Consider the following 17,605-nt stretch of genomic DNA (forward strand, 5'->3'; position numbering starts at 1 on the left):
TAAGAAAGAAATAATATGAAAAAATTTTTAATAACATTATCAGCAATTGGTCCGTACAGTTACAGCTATATCAGCAGTTGTTTCATGTGGCAATAATAACACAAATAATAATTGAAATACTGAAGGTGATTTAAATGTTGGAGAACTGAAGTTAATGGAAACACTGGAGGTTCAAATGACAACTTTTGTTCAATTGAACGCTTCATTGCTTCCAGCGTGAACAACTGCTGATGATCTTTGACGAACTAATTTGGATACTGTAAATTTATATTCTTCAAATGAAGAACCTACAGCAAGATCGGGTTCAATGCAAGTAACTTTTAGCGAAGCTTCAACAATGTTTATAGGAACTTTAAAAATTTATTACACTTTGAATTTATTCATTGAATAAGAATTATATATTGAAAAATTTTTATTTCAATATCTTTTTTTATTTTTTATGTTGTCAAAAATTATATATTAATAGAGCAACTAAATATTTAAGAAACTTATACAGGGTAGCATAATGGGCTACTGACCCCGCCTTCAAACCTATTTGAAGACTATAGGACTTTTATAAAACTTTAAATAAAGTTTCTTTCAACGTCTTATTGGAAAGAAACTTTTTTATTTGGTTGAGAAAATAATAAAAATAAAAGAAGGAGATTAATATGAGAAAAATATTAGCTATATTAGCTGCTGTTGGATTAACAGCAACAACAGGAACAACTCTAGTAAGTTGTGGAACAAAACATGAAGATAAAGATTACACAAAAGTTGAGGGAGTTAATGCTTGAAACAATAATATAAAACAAGTTCAAGGTTATGTCATTGATCAAATAGGTACAACTTTTGAAAGCGCAAAAGATATGAATGAAAAAATTAAGACAATAGATTTTTCAAAAGTAGCAAGAAACAATATTATTTTTGCCGATAATTTATCATTAGGAAAATCAAGTGGCGAAAAAGCAGAAGCTGTTGCAGAAAAAGCACCAAAACCTACAGGTCTAAGTGACTATTCAGTTTATATTGTTGCAGTTAGAAGCTCAACAAAAGGAAGTGGTTCTGACAAAAAAAACACTCTGAAAATAGATTATTTAGTTTCAAAAAGCGAACAATGAACTTATGCTAATTTTGGAACAAACACAGGTTTTAATTACGACAATGTTTTCGTAACTTACACAAACTAATTCATTTGTTGTATAATTTTACTAACAACTTAATATGAAAAACTTATACAGGGTAGCATAATGGGCTACTGACCCGCCTCAAGACCAATCTTGAGACTATAAGTGTAGAGGTTTTTTGTCTATAAGCAAAAAACCTTTTTTTATTATCAACTGAAGTTTTTCTTTGGGTTGTATTCAAATTAGGGGGATTTATGAAAAAATTATTAGCCGTATTAGGTGCAATTGGATTAACAGCAACAGGAGCTTCAGCAGTAGTTTCTTGTGGAGGAAACAATGGAGATAAAGATATCACTGATCCTGAAACAGGGTTAGTAGCTTTATCAAAAGTAAAAAACTTAGTTTTAGATTTAGGAGAAATTGGAACAAACACTTCTGCAAATATTTCAAAAACATTTTTTGACAAAAATGAATCAGTATTAAAAAAAGCGGTTGGAGACACTATAACATCAAACATGTTATACGTTTCAAAAATAACTTCAACATCAGCAACAATTACTGGTAAAAATTCAGGACAAGAATTATTAAGTCCATCAGCTGATTTTGCAGTTACAGTTGCATTTACAGCAACAAATGATACAAGACTCGATTTAGCAGCTACTACAAATTTAGTAAAAAAAGGATTAGAAGTTGACAAAAGTAAATTTGAAGGATCAGGTAAATATGATAAATCAAATTCAATTGCTGATGCATTAATTGCAGCAAACAAAGATTTATTAAAAGGTACAGTTGCTAAAGACTATTATTTAAAAGATATTGTTGCTCCAACTGAAGGAAAACCAGGAACAGCAAAAATTGAAGGAAGTACTTCAAGTTCAAAAGTAAAAAGTGGTTCAGCTGTTGAAGTTGAATTTACATTTATTTAATAAATAAAATTAATAATAAATGAAATAGACAAAAGTCTATTTTTTTTGTAATGTATGATTGTTGTATATTTAATAATATCATAAAATATAACACTTATCATTACATTTTATGACAACATAATAAAGTTTATTATATTATAATATTTTTAACTTAATAAAAATTGACTTATACAGGGTAGCATAATGGGCTACTGACCCGCCTTAAGACCGATCTTAAGACTATAAGAAATAGAATTATTTTATAAGAATTAAGTTGCTTCTTTATTAAGTAATAATTTGTACGAAAAAATTAGGGGGATTATTTTTAAATGAAAAAATTATTATTAACATTATCTTCTGTAACACTTGTTGGTACAGCTGGAATGAGTGTAGTTTCTTGTGGGGTTAAACCAGAGAAAAATGTTATTTTTATGCTTCCAGGTGAAGCTGTTGGAGTAGGTTCAACTGATAAAATAGATGCATATACAGATTTAGTTCAAGAATTTAATGAATTACACGCTGGGGAAAAAGGATTTGTTCCTATTCAAGTAAAATGAGCTAAATCAGGAACAATTAATGATGCAATTTTAACAGGTGATAATTTGCCAGATCTATATATTAGCTATGCTGATGCAGTTTCATTATATGCAAACACAAAAGTGTCAGATCAAGTTAGAGATATGGAGACTTCAATTGGAGAAGCAGGATTCAAAAACTTTGAAAAAGACGTTGTTGATGAATCATTCTTACAAGAAGGTCAATACAAAATGCAAGGAAGCGACAAGGCAACACAAATTGTTTTACCATTTGGTAAATCAGTTGAAATGTCAGTAATTAATGTAAACTTCTTTTTAGAATTTGTATCAAAAATTAATGTGACAGATTTTAATGGTAAAGAAATATCATCAAAAGTAAAAACAGAATTTGAAAACTTTAATAAAGAAAAAAGAAAAAACTTAACAGGAGACGGAAGTTTATCAAAAACAACTGTTTTTGCAGCAGATAAAGTTAACTTAGATGATGTTTGATTTGAAAATGCTAACTTAAAAGATGTTCAAAAAAGTTTAGTAGAAGCTTTGGAACCTTTATCAAAAATAGGTTCAACTGCTGACTCTGGAGAATCTGTTGATGATGTAATTAGAGATGTTTTTGCCAAAAATGAAACTATAATTAGCTTAGCAAAAGTTTACAACGAAATATTCTCACAAACTAAAAACATTGATTTAAAATATGAAAATACAAAAAATCTAAAAATGGATTCTGTTAATCCATCATCTGGAAAACATTTCTCTGTGGGAATTGATTCATTAGCAAATAAATACTTTATGGATCATGCTGCTAGAACTGGTAAAGGTTCAATTGATATCACTGATGAAAATAATAATTTTTTCTACAGTGCAAATTATGATAAAGAAACAAGAGTAGCAAATGTAAACTTTAATGAAGAATCTCAAGGATTTAAAGATACTTCAGATTTCTTACAAGCATTCAAGGAAATAGCTAAAGAAAATAATTCAAACAATAATTTAGGTTCATATGCTGAACAATGAAATGGAACTTTAAATTTAAGTAGACAAGAAGGGACAACAAAATACTATACAAGTGATAGTTTCTTAGTTGGTTCATCATTTATGTCAAGTGGTTCATCAGCAGGTGCTTACAACTTTACAAAAGCAAAATATGTTAATAATGTTGGATATTCTCCAGTTACAAATGCTGACGTATTAACAACTTCTACTTCAACAGCTCAAGGAGAAAAATCAGTATTTATGTCACAAGGTCCTGGTCTTGCAGGATTTAAATCTAATGGTTCTAATTCAGAAGAAAAAGAAAAAACTGTAACAGCATTCTTAAACTACATGATGCAGCCAAAGCAAGCAGCTGATTTTGCACTTAAATCAAATTACATGCCACCAACTAAGTCAGGAATGTTAATTTACCAAAACTATGTAAATGGTAACTACAATAATAAAGAAGCCAAAAATCAAAAAAATGCTATTAAAAATCCAACTGCATTAGATGGCGTTGTAAATAAACTTAATGAGAAAGAAAAAACTAATAAATACACAGTTGATAATACTTTTACTGGTATTTATTCAACAAGTAAAGGTTCATTAAGTTCACAAGCTTCTCCCAATGCTGTTAACTCAGGATTTATTGAAAAATACTTAGCTGAAGGTGCTGATAGAATATTAGTAACTTCAACTCCATCACCAATCGGAGCAACTGTTCGTGACTCAATTGCAACAGCAATTACAGGAACAGGAACAATAACAGACATAAGCAAAGCTAAAGATACTAAATTTAGCGATATATTAAATGCTGAAAGTAAAGTATACACATTGCAAAACTATGTAATGAAAAAAAATAACACAGATATGTTTAGCAAAATTAATTTAACTCACAATTCAAAAAATAAGAAAAAATAAAATAAATTTAAAAGATAGAAAGTTTTTAAAAACATGAGTATTAAACTAAAAAATATAACAATTGACTACGGAAATTTCTTGGCGGTAAATGACCTAAGTGTAAATATTAACAAAGGGGAACTAGTTTCCCTTTTAGGACCTTCTGGTTGTGGTAAAACAACAGCTTTAAACGCAATTGCAGGTCTTATAAATACAACATCAGGCCAAATTTTATTTGATGGTGTTGATGTAACACATAAAACACCTCAACAAAGAAACATCGGATTAGTATTCCAAAGTTATGCACTATATTCACATATGAGCGTTTTTAAAAATATTGCATATCCTTTGTACCATTCAAAAGATTTTAAGAAGGAATTAGCAAGAGATAATTTTAAATATAAAAATAGATTAAAAGATTTAAGAAATACACAATCATATGAATTGATCATAGAAGAACAAAATGAATTTTTAAATGATTTAAAAACATTCTTAAAAGAGACAAATAATAAATTTAAATTACTTGAAACAGATTTTTTGAAGAATCATAAAAATTCAATTATTGAATATACTGATCAATTATTTGTTGATTTTGACAATGCTGAAGTATTAAAAAATCACTTAGTAAGTTATTTATATGACAAACTAAAAATTAAATTTAATGAAATAAAAGCGAGATTAGAATCAGTAATTTTAAAAAACTACAAAATGTTATTAGCTCAAAAGTTAGATATTCGTTTTGCAGGAACTATTGGATACTATGCTTGATTAAATGAACAAAATGTAAGAGATAATCAAAAACATTTAGTAGAACTTATTAAAACAAGCAAAACTTCTAAAAAACAAATTAGAAAAGAACAAAAAAAAGTTAGCGCTAATTTAGATATTTTCAAAAGTTCATCAAGTGAAAATGGATATGATAACTATAATGCAATTAAGTCAGCAATAACAAATGACTTTATTGATCTTGAAGTTGCAGCGCTTGAAAAAGAAATTGATGCTTATTTTGCTGAAGTTTTATTAAAAACAAAACAACCAATTATAAAAAATAATAAAATTCAAACTTCAATAATTAACATTAGTAAAAAAATTACAGCATTTAGAACAACTTATTTAAGTAAACATGAAAAATTAGCAGCTAAATTTGTTAAAAATGTTTCAAAATATTTACCAAAAGAACTAGATATTCAAAATGATTTAACTAAATACTTATTAAATATTTCAAAGATTGAATTTAATGTGATTCAACAAAATTTAAATGATTTAGTTTTTACTAATATGCAAAATTATGTTAATTCAGTTGAGCAAAACGAGTTTACACAATTGACAAACTACTACTCAGTAAATATAAATTCATACTTAAATATTTCTGAATCAAGTGATCAACTTTCAAAAATTAATAAAGAAATTGAAAAAATAATATCACTTGAGGAAGATAAAAAAATTAGTGGAATTGATATTTTAAGTTTAGAAAATTCTGATTATGCAAATTACATTGCAGAAAGAGATGCATTAACTGAAAGCCTTTTAATAGCATTTGCAGAAAAGACTGAAAACTTTATTTCTGAAACATTTAATAAGTTGCCTTCATTAGTTGAAAAAGAATTATTAAAATGTGGAAATCAAATTGATGTAACTGAAATTGAACAAGAAATAAGAAAAAACATTTATTCTAAAAAACGTAAAATTAGATCGTTAGTTTTAGAAGCTGCAAAACAAGTTGAAATTGAAACTCAGTTAAATAAAAAACCAAGTGAACTATCAGGTGGACAACAACAAAGGGTTGCTATTGCAAGAGCTGTTGTTAAAAAACCAAGTATTTTATTAATGGATGAGCCGTTATCTAACTTAGATGCAAAATTACGTTTAACAACAAGAGAATGAATTAAGAGATTCCAACAAAAAGTTGGTATTACAACTATTTTTGTTACTCACGATCAAGAAGAAGCTATGAGTATTTCAGATTCAATCTTTGTTATGAATAAAGGGGTTCTACAACAAGGAGGAACGCCATTAGAGATTTATAACAAACCAAAAAATAAATTTGTTGCAAACTTCATTGGAACACCAAATATTAATTTTATTGATATTAAAGTTAGAAAATCAACATTTGAATTACCATCAGGTGAAAAATTAACAATTAAAGGTCAAAAAATTGAAAAAGAACAGTGAACACTAGGAATTAGACCAGAAAGAATTAGTATTTCTGGAACAAAAGGAAAAGTATTTATTGGTGAAGGTGAAGTTTCTCTAGTTGAACAACTAGGAAAACAAAATCACATTAAAGTTCGTTTAAATAGTAAACTTGAAATCACATTAATTTTAGAACCACATGAATGAAATAATTTGAAAGATTCTTCAATTCTAAAACTATATGCAAGAAAAGAAGATCTATACTTATTTGATGCGGAAACAAACTTAGTAGAGGTAAAGTATGCGTAAAAATAAGAAAGATGAAGGTTTTGTCTTAATTGATGATAGGGTTGTAAACCCTAAGGGTAAAAAGTCTAAACCTAAAAACATGGAGAAGGGAAAATTCGATTTAATAAATCAATTAATTTGAGTTATACCGGGGTTATTCTTTGTATGTATATTCTCATATTTCTCAATCTTTATTGTTTTCAAATATGGTTTAAGTGCAAATGGGGCAAATGGATTATTTGTCTTAAGTTTTAAAAACATTGTTAATTTATTCACTGAACCAACACATGAATTCCCTATTGCGTTGAGAAACACTTTAATTTATGTTTTAGTTTCAGTTCCAATTTCGCTATTAATTGCATTATGAACTGCTAAAGCTTTAAGTAATGTTTTAAGTAAGAGAGCGTTTGCTTTCTTCCAATCAGCATTCTTCTTACCATATGTAACATCAGCACTTGCTGTTGCTATGGCATTCTCAATTTTATTTTCAACAAGTGATACTTCTCTTTTAACTCAATTACTTGCTAAATTAGGTTTATCAAGAGTAGATTGAAAAGAACCAAAAAATGCAATGATCATGTTAATAATCTATGGAGTATGAAAAATGCTACCATTTAAAATTATTATGTTTACTGCTGCATTCTTAAGAGTTGATAAGCGTTTATACCAAGCTGCTTCAATTGATGGAGTTCCAAGATGACAACAATTTTGAAAAATCTCTGTACCACAAATTATGCCAGTTATTATTTATATGATCACAACTGGTATTATTGGTTCATTTAAATTCATGCCGTTCGGATTATTTGCAAATTATGAAGAAGCTGTTAAATCAGAAGCACAAACTGCTGTGTTCTTTATATTCTCAAGAATAAATTCTGGATCAGGAAGCTTACCATCATACAGTACTGGTGGAGCTGCTTCTATTGTATTAATGATTATTATTTTAATTATGACATTATGTAATAGACAATTAAGTAAATACTTAAATAAAAAATATAGATAGGAGTCAGTATGGAAAAAAGAAATAATGAATGAAGTAAAAAAGTTAGAACTGAAGAATGATTGCAAAAGAATTCACTCAGAAGAACTTCAATTAAAGAAAAAACTTTAATTCAGGCTGAACCTGTTGTTAAAAGTACTGTTGTAGCTATAGATGAAATTTCAGAGGTTAAAAACCATGAAGTTGATACAATTAAATTAACTAAAAAAGAAAAATATGAAAGTGATTTAAAATTACAAGAAGAAGAAATAACAAAAAGGGAAGCTAAAATTATTATTGAAGCAAATTTCTTTAAAAGAGCTTGATTAAAAATTTGTCTTTCATGATTTATGTTCTGAAATAAAAAACAATTTAAATTTAAACACGCGTTTTATATTAGATCTGTAAACAGAAGAAAAGATAAAACAATTAAAATGGCAGGTGATGTTTGATATAGAAGAATTGGAACAAATGTTTCAAACTATACTGTATTAATAATCATGTTAGTTGTTATGATATTCCCATTCTATTGAATGTTAATAACATCATTTAAACCATATTCAGAAGTTGATACTGGTGTAATGGAATCTCTTTGACCAAAACACTGAACATTACAAGCATATAAAGACATGTTCTCATATGTAAACAGTTCAGGTGGTAGAGAATCAATTCCATTTTCAAGATTCTTCTTTAACTCACTGTTTGTTGCTCTGGTTTCAACACTAGTTCAATTATCAGTTTCAGTTATTGGTGGATTTGCTATTTATAACTGAAGAACAAAATTTAACTCATTATTCATGATTATAATGTTCTCAATTATGATGGTTCCAGGGGAAGCATTATTATTAGGTAGATACTGAATTGCAGTTCAAATGCAATGAAGAGATACTTTATTTGCATTAATTGTTCCGTTCATTGGAAACGTATTTACCATTTATTTAATGAGCAACGCTTTCTATGGATTAAATAGAGATTTAAAAAGAGCGGCTAAAGTCGATGGATTATCAAGTTTCCAATACTTTATGAAAATCGCTTTACCTGCAGTTAGTGCAACAATATTAACATCATTTATCATTTCATTTATTGAATCATGAAACTCAGTTTTATGACCAATCACAGTTATTGATAACCAATCTGGTCAATGAAGAACAATTCCTATGTTACTTTACTCATTAATGAATGTTAGTGGTATGACATCAGAAGAATTCCCAATCGCTGACCCAATCAACGTAAAAATGGCAGCATCAATTTTAGCAATTTTACCAATGATTATTGTGTTTGTTGTTTTCAATAAATGAATTATTAATGGATTGACAAAAAGAAGTGTTGGAGGCACTAAAGGTTAATGAAGAAAAAAATAAATTTAGTATTCTTGAGTTTTATATTAACTTTAGTAGGATTTTTATCAATTATTACAGTTTCTTGTGGAACAAAGATTAAAGAAATTACAGGAAATGTATCATATTATGTTCTATCAATTGGAAGTGGAAATTTTACCTTCTTAGAAAAAGATGGACATGCTGTTGTTATGGATTGTGGAGTTGGAATTGGTGGTAATAATTCAGGTGATTCATTTGAAATAGATTCACCTGAAACTTTCGCCCTTAACAACGGAAGATGAGTATCAGCTAGTGAAAAAGACGGAAAAGCAATTACAAATTTTATGAAAAATACAGCAGGTGTTAAAGTTATTGATGCTATATTTATTTCTCATAAACATTCTGATCACTATAGTGCTTTAAAATATCTTGTTCAAGAATTTGAAGTAGGAACAGTTGTGGCTCCTACAGACAGTGCTGGGTTAGAAAGAGCAATTAGTAGTTACCAACCAAAAGGCCAAATGCCAATAGTTGATACAAGTTTTTCAAAAACATATGAATTTTTAGGCGGGACAATTGAAAATTTAACAGCCTATTCTTCAAAAAAAGTTGTTAAGAGCTTATATACAACAGATGATCCAAATGCCAATAGTATGGTTTTAAGATTTAAAGCAAACGGTAAAACATTTTTATTACCTGGAGACATGGAAAATACATCAAAAGTTATGAGTGATAAAAAATTCTTAAAGGCTGTTTCTTCTCAACCAGTTGATTTTTACTTGTTAGCACATCACGGTTCAACAAATGGTGCTACTGAACTAACACCTTTAATTGGAAATAAAGATCATGCACCAGAACACGTTATTGTGTCTGCTACAGATAATACAGATGGTTTTGAAAATTGATCTGGTGAAAGACAAGCTGTAACTAACTCTAAAACACCAATCGGAAATGTTCTAAAAACATATGGTGTTAGAAAAGACAGAAAACCCTATGTTTATGTAACAGGTTCAGTTTTAGCAGAAACACTACAAAACGAACTTCCTGATATAGTTGATAAAGAAAATATAAAATCAACTTTTGAATATAAATTTTCTGATAACAAATGAGATTTCTTTGCGCATAAAGAAAATATTTCAAATGAATTCAAAATAGCAGAATAATAAATTTAGTTTAGTAACTTATACAGGGTGGCATAAAGGGCTACTCACCTTCTTAAGAGCGATCTTAAGACTATAAGAATACAAAAAATACAAAGTTTCGTTCAAATAAGAATGAAACTTTTTTATTTAATGTATGTTTAACTATAATATGATAAATAATCTTTGTTGTTGTATTTATAATTTGTTAAAATAAATAAAAGAAAAGAGTGATTTTATGCCAATTTTAAAATTTAATGGAGCAAGTGAAGAACAAGTAAAACAGTATGCAAAAAAGATTGATGAACTTGTAGATTTAATTGTTGCTAAACCAGAAGCTATTTTAATGATTAATAATAATAACAATGTTTATGTGGCCGAAAATACAAATAAGAGAGTTTATGTTGAAGTTGATTGATTAGCAAGACCAGAAGAAGCTAGAATAGCATTAGTTAAACATCTGACTGATTTTTTTGGTGGAGATGGAATAACAGTTTCTGTTAAGTTTACAGAAATTAATAAAAATTTATATGTAAACAATAATAGAATGGGTTAATAATGAAAATAGGAAATGTTGAAATAAAAGGAAAATTAGTTCAGGGACCAATGGCAGGTGTTTCAAACCCGCCATTCCGATTAATATCAAAAGAAAAAGGTGCAAATTTAGTATGTGCTGAAATGGTTTCGGTTGAAGGAATGACTCACAACAATAAAAAAACTTTTAGTATGTTAGCTGTTGAAAAACAAGAACACCCAATGAGTATGCAAATTTTTGGAAATGATGTTGAATCTTTCATCGTTGCAACTAAGTGAATTGATGAAAATGTTGATTGTGACATTATTGATTTAAATATTGGTTGTCCAGCACCAAAAGTGGCTGTTAGATCTGCTAGTGGTTCAAGTTTATTAAAAACTCCTGAATTAATTTATGATATTGTTAAAGCGGTTGTTGAAAATACATCAAAACCAGTTACAGCAAAAATTAGATTGGGTTGAGACAAAGAAAGTGTAAATGCTGTTGAAGTGTCAAAGTTAATTGAAAAAGCTGGTGCTAGTGCAATAACAGTTCATGGAAGAACTAGAAGTGAGTTTTATTCAGGTCACGCAGATTGAGAAAAAATTAAAGAGGTTAAAGAAGCTGTTAATATTCCAGTTATTGGTAATGGAGATGTTATTGATGGTCCGAGTGCAAAAGCAATGCTAGACTTAACTGGTTGTGATGCAGTTATGATTTCAAGAGGTTGTCAAGGTAATCCTTGAATATTCAGAGAAATAGCTCATTATTTAGAAACTGGTGAAGAATTAGCTAAGCCAAGTTTTGAAGAATGAAAAGAAACAGTATTGAAGCATGCTAAAATGTTAATAGATTATAAGCAAGACGAAGGTAGTGCAATTAGAGAATTCAGAAAACATTTAACTTGATATTTTGCAGTATTGCCAAAAACAGAAATTTTAAATCAGTTAAAAGAAGAAGCAAATAAGATTAACACATTTAGCGATTTAGAAGATATCATAGAAAAGTATAAAGAGGTATAAAATGTCAGAAAGAAAATTTAGTGAACAAGAATTAGTTCGTAGAGCCAAACTTGAAAAATTAATTGAAAATAATAATAACCCTTATGAAGTAAGTAAATATGTAAGAACACATTCATTAAAACAATTACTTGATTTATACAATGGTTATGAAAAAGATGAGTTAACAACTTTAGAACAACCAGAAATTAGTATTGCAGGAAGAATTAAACTTTATCGTGAGGCTGGTAACAAAGCAGCATTCTTAAATATTAAAGATCAAGATTCAGATATTCAAGTTTATGTAAGGCAAGACGAAATTGGTGAAGAGGCTTTTGCTAATTTTAGAGAACTAGATCTTGGAGATATTGTCGGGTTTAAAGGAATCATGATGAAAACAAACCATGGTGAACTTTCATTAAGAGCAAAAGAATATACTTTATTATCAAAAGCTTTAAGACCTTTACCAGATAAACACGCTGGTATTCAAGACATTGAAGAAAAATACAGAAGAAGATATGTTGATTTAATTACAAACCCAGAATCAAAAAGAGTATTCCAAGCAAGAACCAAAATTATTAGAACTATGCAACAAATTCTTGATGAACGTGGATACATGGAAGTTGAAACTCCTATTTTACATAGCGTAAAAGGTGGGGCAGCTGCTAAACCATTTATTACACATTACAACGCGCTTGATGTTGATGTATATTTAAGAATAGCAACTGAACTTCATTTAAAAAGATTAATTGTAGGTGGATTTGATGGTGTTTATGAAATAGGAAGAATATTCAGAAATGAAGGAATGAGCACAAGACACAATCCAGAATTTACATCTTTAGAATTATATGTTGCCTATGAAGATATGTTCTTCTTAATGGACTTAACTGAAGAAGTGTTCAGAAAATGTAATGCTGTTGTTAACGAATCATCAGTTATAGAATATGGCGGGCATAAATTGGATTTATCAAAACCATTTAAACGCTTACATATGGTTGATGGAATTAAACAAGTGACAGGAGTAGATTTCTGAAAAGAAATGACTGTTGAAGAAGCTTTAGAATTAGCTAAAAAACATAATGTACACGTTGAAAAACACAATTATACAGTTGGGCATATTATTAATTTATTCTATGAAGAATTTGTTGAGGCTACAATTATTGAACCAACTTTTGTTTATGGACATCCAAAAGAAATATCACCTTTATCTAAATCAAACGCTGAAGATTCAAGATTTACTGATCGTTTTGAGTTGTTTATTGTCGGAAGAGAATATGCAAATGCATTTAGTGAATTAAATGATCCAATTGATCAATATGAAAGATTTAATGAACAAATTAAAGAAGCTGCAGCAGGAAATGATGAAGCAACTGAAATGGACATTGACTTTATTGAAGCATTAGAACATGCAATGCCACCAACTGCAGGTATTGGATTTGGAATTGATAGACTTGTAATGTTATTAACAAATTCTGAATCAATTAAAGATGTATTATTATTCCCGCAGTTAAAACCAAGAGATTAATATTTTTGAAAAATAAAACAAACCTTAATTGGTTTGTTTTCTTTATGCTTTTGCAATGCTGTTTGCTTCTTCGTCTAGAATAAGAGTAAAGAATGGATGCAGTGTTAAAATTGTTGAAGGAACTTTTTCAATAACTGGACCATTAACAATTTGATCAATAACCTCAGCTTTTCCTTTTCCGTTTGCAATCATGATTATATTTCTAGCAGCCATAATATCTCTAGGGCCCATTGTTACAAACTGATCATGAAATAAGTTCATATCCAATTTTGGAACACTAATATTGCCTTCTAAATCAGAATTATTTATAAGTCTTGTTTTGTCACCAAATTTTGTAACACCAGACATATTTCCACAGAAATGACCATCTATCCCAATTCCTAAAAGAACTAAGTCTAGACCACCATCTTTATATAATTTATCCATATGTTCTTTATAATTTAGAACATTTAATCTATGAATATTTTCTTGTTTGATTTTTGCTTTACTGAAAAGCAGTTCTTCCAAATCTTTACTTGTAATACCTGTTGAAAGATCATTTCTGAAAGGTACTTCGTCAAAGTTATAGAAATGTATTTTATCTAAATATGTAAGCTCATTTAAAATACTTACTATTTTTGCGTAGAATAGCTTTGGACTATTACCCCCAGTAACTGAAACATTTATTCGCTCTTTATGCTTGTTTTTTTCAAGTATATCGATGAAAACTTCAATTGTTTTTTCAGTCATTCGTTCATAATCTTTTGTTTTTAATATTTTCATATGTTTACCTCTTTGTATATAATTAATATAAGTTTTAATTTAATGAAATGTGTAAAAAACATTTTTTAAGTAAACAACTTTACTAATCTAAAATTTATTTTCAAGGAGTATTATGGAAAATTTTTACGAAAAATTAGAGTATTTATCAAAGGGTTATGTTGATTCAGCTTATAAAAATATGTCAGTAAGTTTATTAGCATCAATCAGAAATGGAAATTTTAAAAAATCAAAGGAATTAGCTAAAGAATGTTTTGTGAGTGAATCGACTGTCACAAAGTTTAGTAAATACTTGGGGTTTTCTGGATATAGAGAAATGATATTCATTTTAAAAGAAGATCATGATTCTTTTTTTGCAAAAAAGATAACTAAAAAAAATAAGAATTTTTCTACCTTAATAGAATGGATATCATTGCATGATAAATTTATTGATCAGTTATGCAAAGCAATTAAAGTAAAGAATGTACAAGTTAATATTTTTTGCTCTTATCAGCTTGAAGAGTCTGTTAGCTTATTGAATAAATTACTACTGTCATTTGACATAGACTCTAAAATACTTTATCAAAATGTTTTGTTTGCTAACACAAAAATTTCAAAGCCATCTGTTAACATTATATTTTTTTCAGGAAGAGATAACGAAACTTTAGAAATATTTTTGGAAGAAATAAATAAAAATAAAAAGCAAACAAAAAACTTTTTGGTTATTAGTGAAAAACAAAAGAATAAAGTTAAGTTTGAGTGTGAAAAGATACAATTTAGTCAAGACCATTCTTTTATTAATAGAAATTTATCTGTTATGATGATGTGCCATGAAATAGCAAATAAATTGGTATTATAATGAATATTAATATAGGCAAGTACTTTACAGAAAGTAAGACTTGTTTTTTTTTTTTTTTTTGCTTTCTCCAAAATAGACCAACAAATTGGAAAATATTATTGAAAGGAAATAAAAATATGGAAATAAAAATATATGCTCCCGTAAATTGTGAAGTTAAATCTATGCAAAAATGCAGTGATCCAACTTTTGCAGGAAAAATGTTAGGTGACGGAATCGTTATTGAACCCAAGAATAATGTTTTCGCATCTCCATTTGAAAATGCAACATGTACAATGATTTTCGAGACAAAACATGCATATGGTTTTGAAGTTCAAGGTTGTGAGTTTTTAATTCACTGTGGAATAGACACTGTTAATTTAAATGGAAAACCGTTCAAAACTAATTTACAACAAAATATGCCTGTAAAATTAGGCGATCAAATTTTTTCAGTTAATTTAAAATTAGTTAGAGAAAATAACCTTTCAACAGAGACACCTATAATTTTTACAAGTGCAGATAAAAAATTAAAAATTAAAAATTTTAAAGAAGGAACTTATAAAAAAGGCGAATTGATTTGTGTTTTTGAGGTAACATCTGACAAAAAGGAAAAAGCTCAAATCGATAATGAAAGTGAAGACGTTATTAAGTTTGAAAGTAAATATACAAAAACAGCCAAAGAGTTCATTGAACTAGTTGGTGGTAGACAAAACTTTTCTGAAGTTTATAACTGTATGACAAGACTTAGATTCAAAATTAAAAATAAGGATCTTGTTGATTCAACTCAAATAGAAAAAAATTCTATTGTAAAAGGAATCAACTGAAATGGCTCAGAATTACAAGTTATTATCGGTGGTGAATGTTACAAAGTTAAAGATGAAATTTTAAAACTTGACAATATTCAAATTGAAACACCATCAGAAGGTACTGAAGAAGTTGCACCTTCAACTTTCTCACAAAAAATATTTGCTGCTATTGCGGGTATTATGGCACCAAATATTCCTATATTGATGAGCGCAGGTATAATCGCCGCAATTTATTCAATACTGAATACTATTGGTGTAACAGTAGATCTAGGTAGTGGAGATAAAACAATTGAAGCAGATATGCTGTCATTAATATTATATGTATTATCTAAAACAGGGATTTTACTAATTGGTATATTCTTTTGTTATAATACAACAAAATATTTTGGTGGAGACCCATTATATGGTATGTTAATAGGTCTGATATTAGCATCTAGATTTTTTATGGGAACAGGTGCTGAATCAAATGCTATAACTGAACCATCAAATTATGAGTTTGGTAAATTTATAATGGATGCGCAATTTGGGTCTAGAGGATGATACTTATTCTCAATTTCAAATTATCCAATTGTTATTAAATCTTATGAAGGTAGTGTACTACCTTATCTAGCAGCGGGTATCATGGCTGTTTATATTGATATTTGAGTAAAAAAATGAATGCCATCAGCAATTGATATTGTGTTTAGAGCAGCCATAGTTGTTGTTCTAACAGTTGTTCCAGTTTTATTTATAATTGGACCTGCCTTATCATTAGTTGAATTTGGTATGACATATGTTGTTAAAGGACTGGGATACATTCCACTTGGAATAGGTGTAGGTTTATTTGCAATGATATGACAGCCACTTGTTTTAACAGGGGTGCACGTAGGAGTTTACATGACATTGTTAATTCCATTAATGACCTCGCAAGAACCAAGTATATTCTTACCGGCTGCAACTATCGCCGTATTTGGTCAAGTAGGAGCTTGTTTAGGAGTCGCTATGCTTACTAAAAATCCGATGGAAAGAAGAGTAGCATTAGGATCTATACCAGGAGGAGTATTTGGTATTACAGAACCAATTATTTATTCAACTAACTTGCCTAAACTAAAACCTTTTTTAGTGGGTTGTGTTGCTGCTTTTGTGGGTGGAACAATTTCAGGTATTATTGGTATTGCTCAACTTAATCCCGGTGCAGCACAAGGATTCTTGTATATTCTTGGTGTTGATGGATTAACAAACCAATTATTGCTTGCACTAATCTTTGTTATAACAGCTGCAATCGCTTTAGGACTTATGTTCTTGACATATTCGCAAAAAGTAAATGAATTAAAATATTCACAAAAACTAAATAAAAAAATTGATTCAATTTTAAAAAATACAAAATTATCAGAAAAAGATAAAAAAGAAATAAATGAAAAACTTTTAGCAATTACAGAAATGTTTAAAGAAAACAAAGAAACATATTCAAAATATGAAAAATATATTCAAAATATTTCAAAATTTGAAGCTTCATTAATATCACTAGAAGAAAAAGAAGAAAAACATAAAACTAAATTATTTAATAAAGTCAATAAATTTAAAAAAGCTAAAAAACAAGATGCAGATCTAATTAAAAAAGCAATTGCTGAATTTAATTCTTATAGTTTAGAACAAGAAAAACAAAAAATAACTAACGAAAGAGAAAATTACGTTAAAGAAAATGCTGAATTAGTCTTAACTTATGAAAAAGCTAAAAAACAAAATGAATTAACTATTCAAAAATATATTGATTATATTCAAAAACAAGAAACAGTTTCTGAATTGGCTAATTATTCAAAACTTTATTCAAATGCCTTAAACAGTGTTGAAATTGGATATGGTTTACAAGATAAAGTTGTTTATAAAATGCCAAAAGAATTTAAAACAAAATTAAAAAATAAAGAGGTGTAAT

Annotated in this window: 14 protein-coding genes and 4 riboswitches; of the genes, 13 read left to right on the forward strand and 1 reads right to left on the reverse strand. The window is 28.4% G+C overall.

Translation table 4 applies throughout. The features are described 5' to 3' along the window. Window positions 1-46: 46 nt before the first annotated feature. The 11 genes from MCOLE_RS00140 (at window position 47) to lysS (ending at window position 13,314) form a co-directional block, all read left to right on the forward strand. Window positions 47-391: a hypothetical protein gene (locus MCOLE_RS00140; RefSeq protein WP_123796545.1), complete on the forward strand. Its 345-nt coding sequence runs from the start codon at window positions 47-49 to the stop codon at window positions 389-391. A gap of 95 nt (window positions 392-486) precedes the next feature. Further along, window positions 487-550, forward strand: a riboswitch (nucleoside riboswitch). 100 nt (window positions 551-650) lie between these two features. Next, window positions 651-1,169: a lipoprotein gene (locus tag MCOLE_RS00145; RefSeq protein WP_100670407.1), complete on the forward strand. Its 519-nt coding sequence runs from the start codon at window positions 651-653 to the stop codon at window positions 1,167-1,169. Window positions 1,170-1,210: 41 nt separating this feature from the next. Then, window positions 1,211-1,273: riboswitch (nucleoside riboswitch) on the forward strand. 87 nt (window positions 1,274-1,360) lie between these two features. Further along, complete coding sequence (locus tag MCOLE_RS00150) at window positions 1,361-2,032, forward strand: lipoprotein (protein WP_100670408.1); 672 nt, start codon at window positions 1,361-1,363, stop codon at window positions 2,030-2,032. 164 nt (window positions 2,033-2,196) lie between these two features. Beyond that, window positions 2,197-2,259, forward strand: a riboswitch (nucleoside riboswitch). Window positions 2,260-2,340: 81 nt separating this feature from the next. Beyond that, the gene (locus MCOLE_RS00155) at window positions 2,341-4,440 is read left to right on the forward strand and encodes a type 2 periplasmic-binding domain-containing protein (protein ID WP_100670410.1); all 2,100 of its coding nucleotides are present in this window, start codon (window positions 2,341-2,343) and stop codon (window positions 4,438-4,440) included. 33 nt (window positions 4,441-4,473) lie between these two features. Next, window positions 4,474-6,861 carry an ATP-binding cassette domain-containing protein gene (locus tag MCOLE_RS03805; protein WP_100670412.1) on the forward strand — a complete coding sequence of 796 codons (2,388 nt, stop codon included), beginning with the start codon at window positions 4,474-4,476 and terminating at the stop codon, window positions 6,859-6,861. After that, a complete protein-coding gene (locus MCOLE_RS00165) occupies window positions 6,854-7,843 on the forward strand; it encodes a carbohydrate ABC transporter permease (protein ID WP_100670413.1) in 990 nt (329 codons plus the stop codon). The genes MCOLE_RS03805 and MCOLE_RS00165 overlap by 8 nt, the downstream gene beginning before the upstream one ends. 8 nt (window positions 7,844-7,851) lie before the next feature. Continuing rightward, complete coding sequence (locus MCOLE_RS00170) at window positions 7,852-9,165, forward strand: carbohydrate ABC transporter permease (RefSeq protein ID WP_100670415.1); 1,314 nt, start codon at window positions 7,852-7,854, stop codon at window positions 9,163-9,165. Then, entirely contained in the window at window positions 9,165-10,301 is a 1,137-nt protein-coding gene (locus tag MCOLE_RS00175) for a ComEC/Rec2 family competence protein (protein ID WP_100670417.1), read from the forward strand. The genes MCOLE_RS00170 and MCOLE_RS00175 overlap by 1 nt, the downstream gene beginning before the upstream one ends. Before the next feature lie 16 nt (window positions 10,302-10,317). Continuing rightward, a riboswitch (nucleoside riboswitch) is annotated at window positions 10,318-10,379 on the forward strand. A gap of 136 nt (window positions 10,380-10,515) precedes the next feature. Next, window positions 10,516-10,833, forward strand: a complete 318-nt coding sequence (locus tag MCOLE_RS00180; protein WP_100670419.1) for a DUF1904 family protein — start codon at window positions 10,516-10,518, stop codon at window positions 10,831-10,833. A 2-nt stretch (window positions 10,834-10,835) separates the two neighbouring features. Beyond that, on the forward strand, window positions 10,836-11,813 hold the full coding sequence (dusB, locus tag MCOLE_RS00185) for a tRNA dihydrouridine synthase DusB (protein WP_100670421.1): 978 nt from the start codon (window positions 10,836-10,838) through the stop codon (window positions 11,811-11,813). A 1-nt stretch (window position 11,814) separates the two neighbouring features. Further along, on the forward strand, window positions 11,815-13,314 hold the full coding sequence (lysS, locus tag MCOLE_RS00190) for a lysine--tRNA ligase (protein WP_100670423.1): 1,500 nt from the start codon (window positions 11,815-11,817) through the stop codon (window positions 13,312-13,314). Between the two features lie 42 nt (window positions 13,315-13,356). Here lysS and MCOLE_RS00195 read toward each other — a convergent pair whose 3' ends face one another. After that, complete coding sequence (locus MCOLE_RS00195; protein ID WP_100670425.1) at window positions 13,357-14,076, reverse strand: glucosamine-6-phosphate deaminase; 720 nt, start codon at window positions 14,074-14,076, stop codon at window positions 13,357-13,359. Window positions 14,077-14,188: 112 nt separating this feature from the next. On the opposite strand from MCOLE_RS00195, the gene MCOLE_RS00200 reads away from it, so the two are divergent. Then, window positions 14,189-14,911 carry a hypothetical protein gene (locus MCOLE_RS00200; protein WP_100670427.1) on the forward strand — a complete coding sequence of 241 codons (723 nt, stop codon included), beginning with the start codon at window positions 14,189-14,191 and terminating at the stop codon, window positions 14,909-14,911. Between the two features lie 116 nt (window positions 14,912-15,027). Continuing rightward, complete coding sequence (locus tag MCOLE_RS00205; protein WP_100670429.1) at window positions 15,028-17,604, forward strand: glucose PTS transporter subunit IIA; 2,577 nt, start codon at window positions 15,028-15,030, stop codon at window positions 17,602-17,604. Window position 17,605: the final 1 nt, after the last annotated feature.

The organism is Mesoplasma coleopterae, assembly GCF_002804245.1.
Classification (GTDB): Bacteria; Bacillota_I; Bacilli_A; order Mycoplasmatales; family Mycoplasmataceae; genus Mesoplasma; species Mesoplasma coleopterae.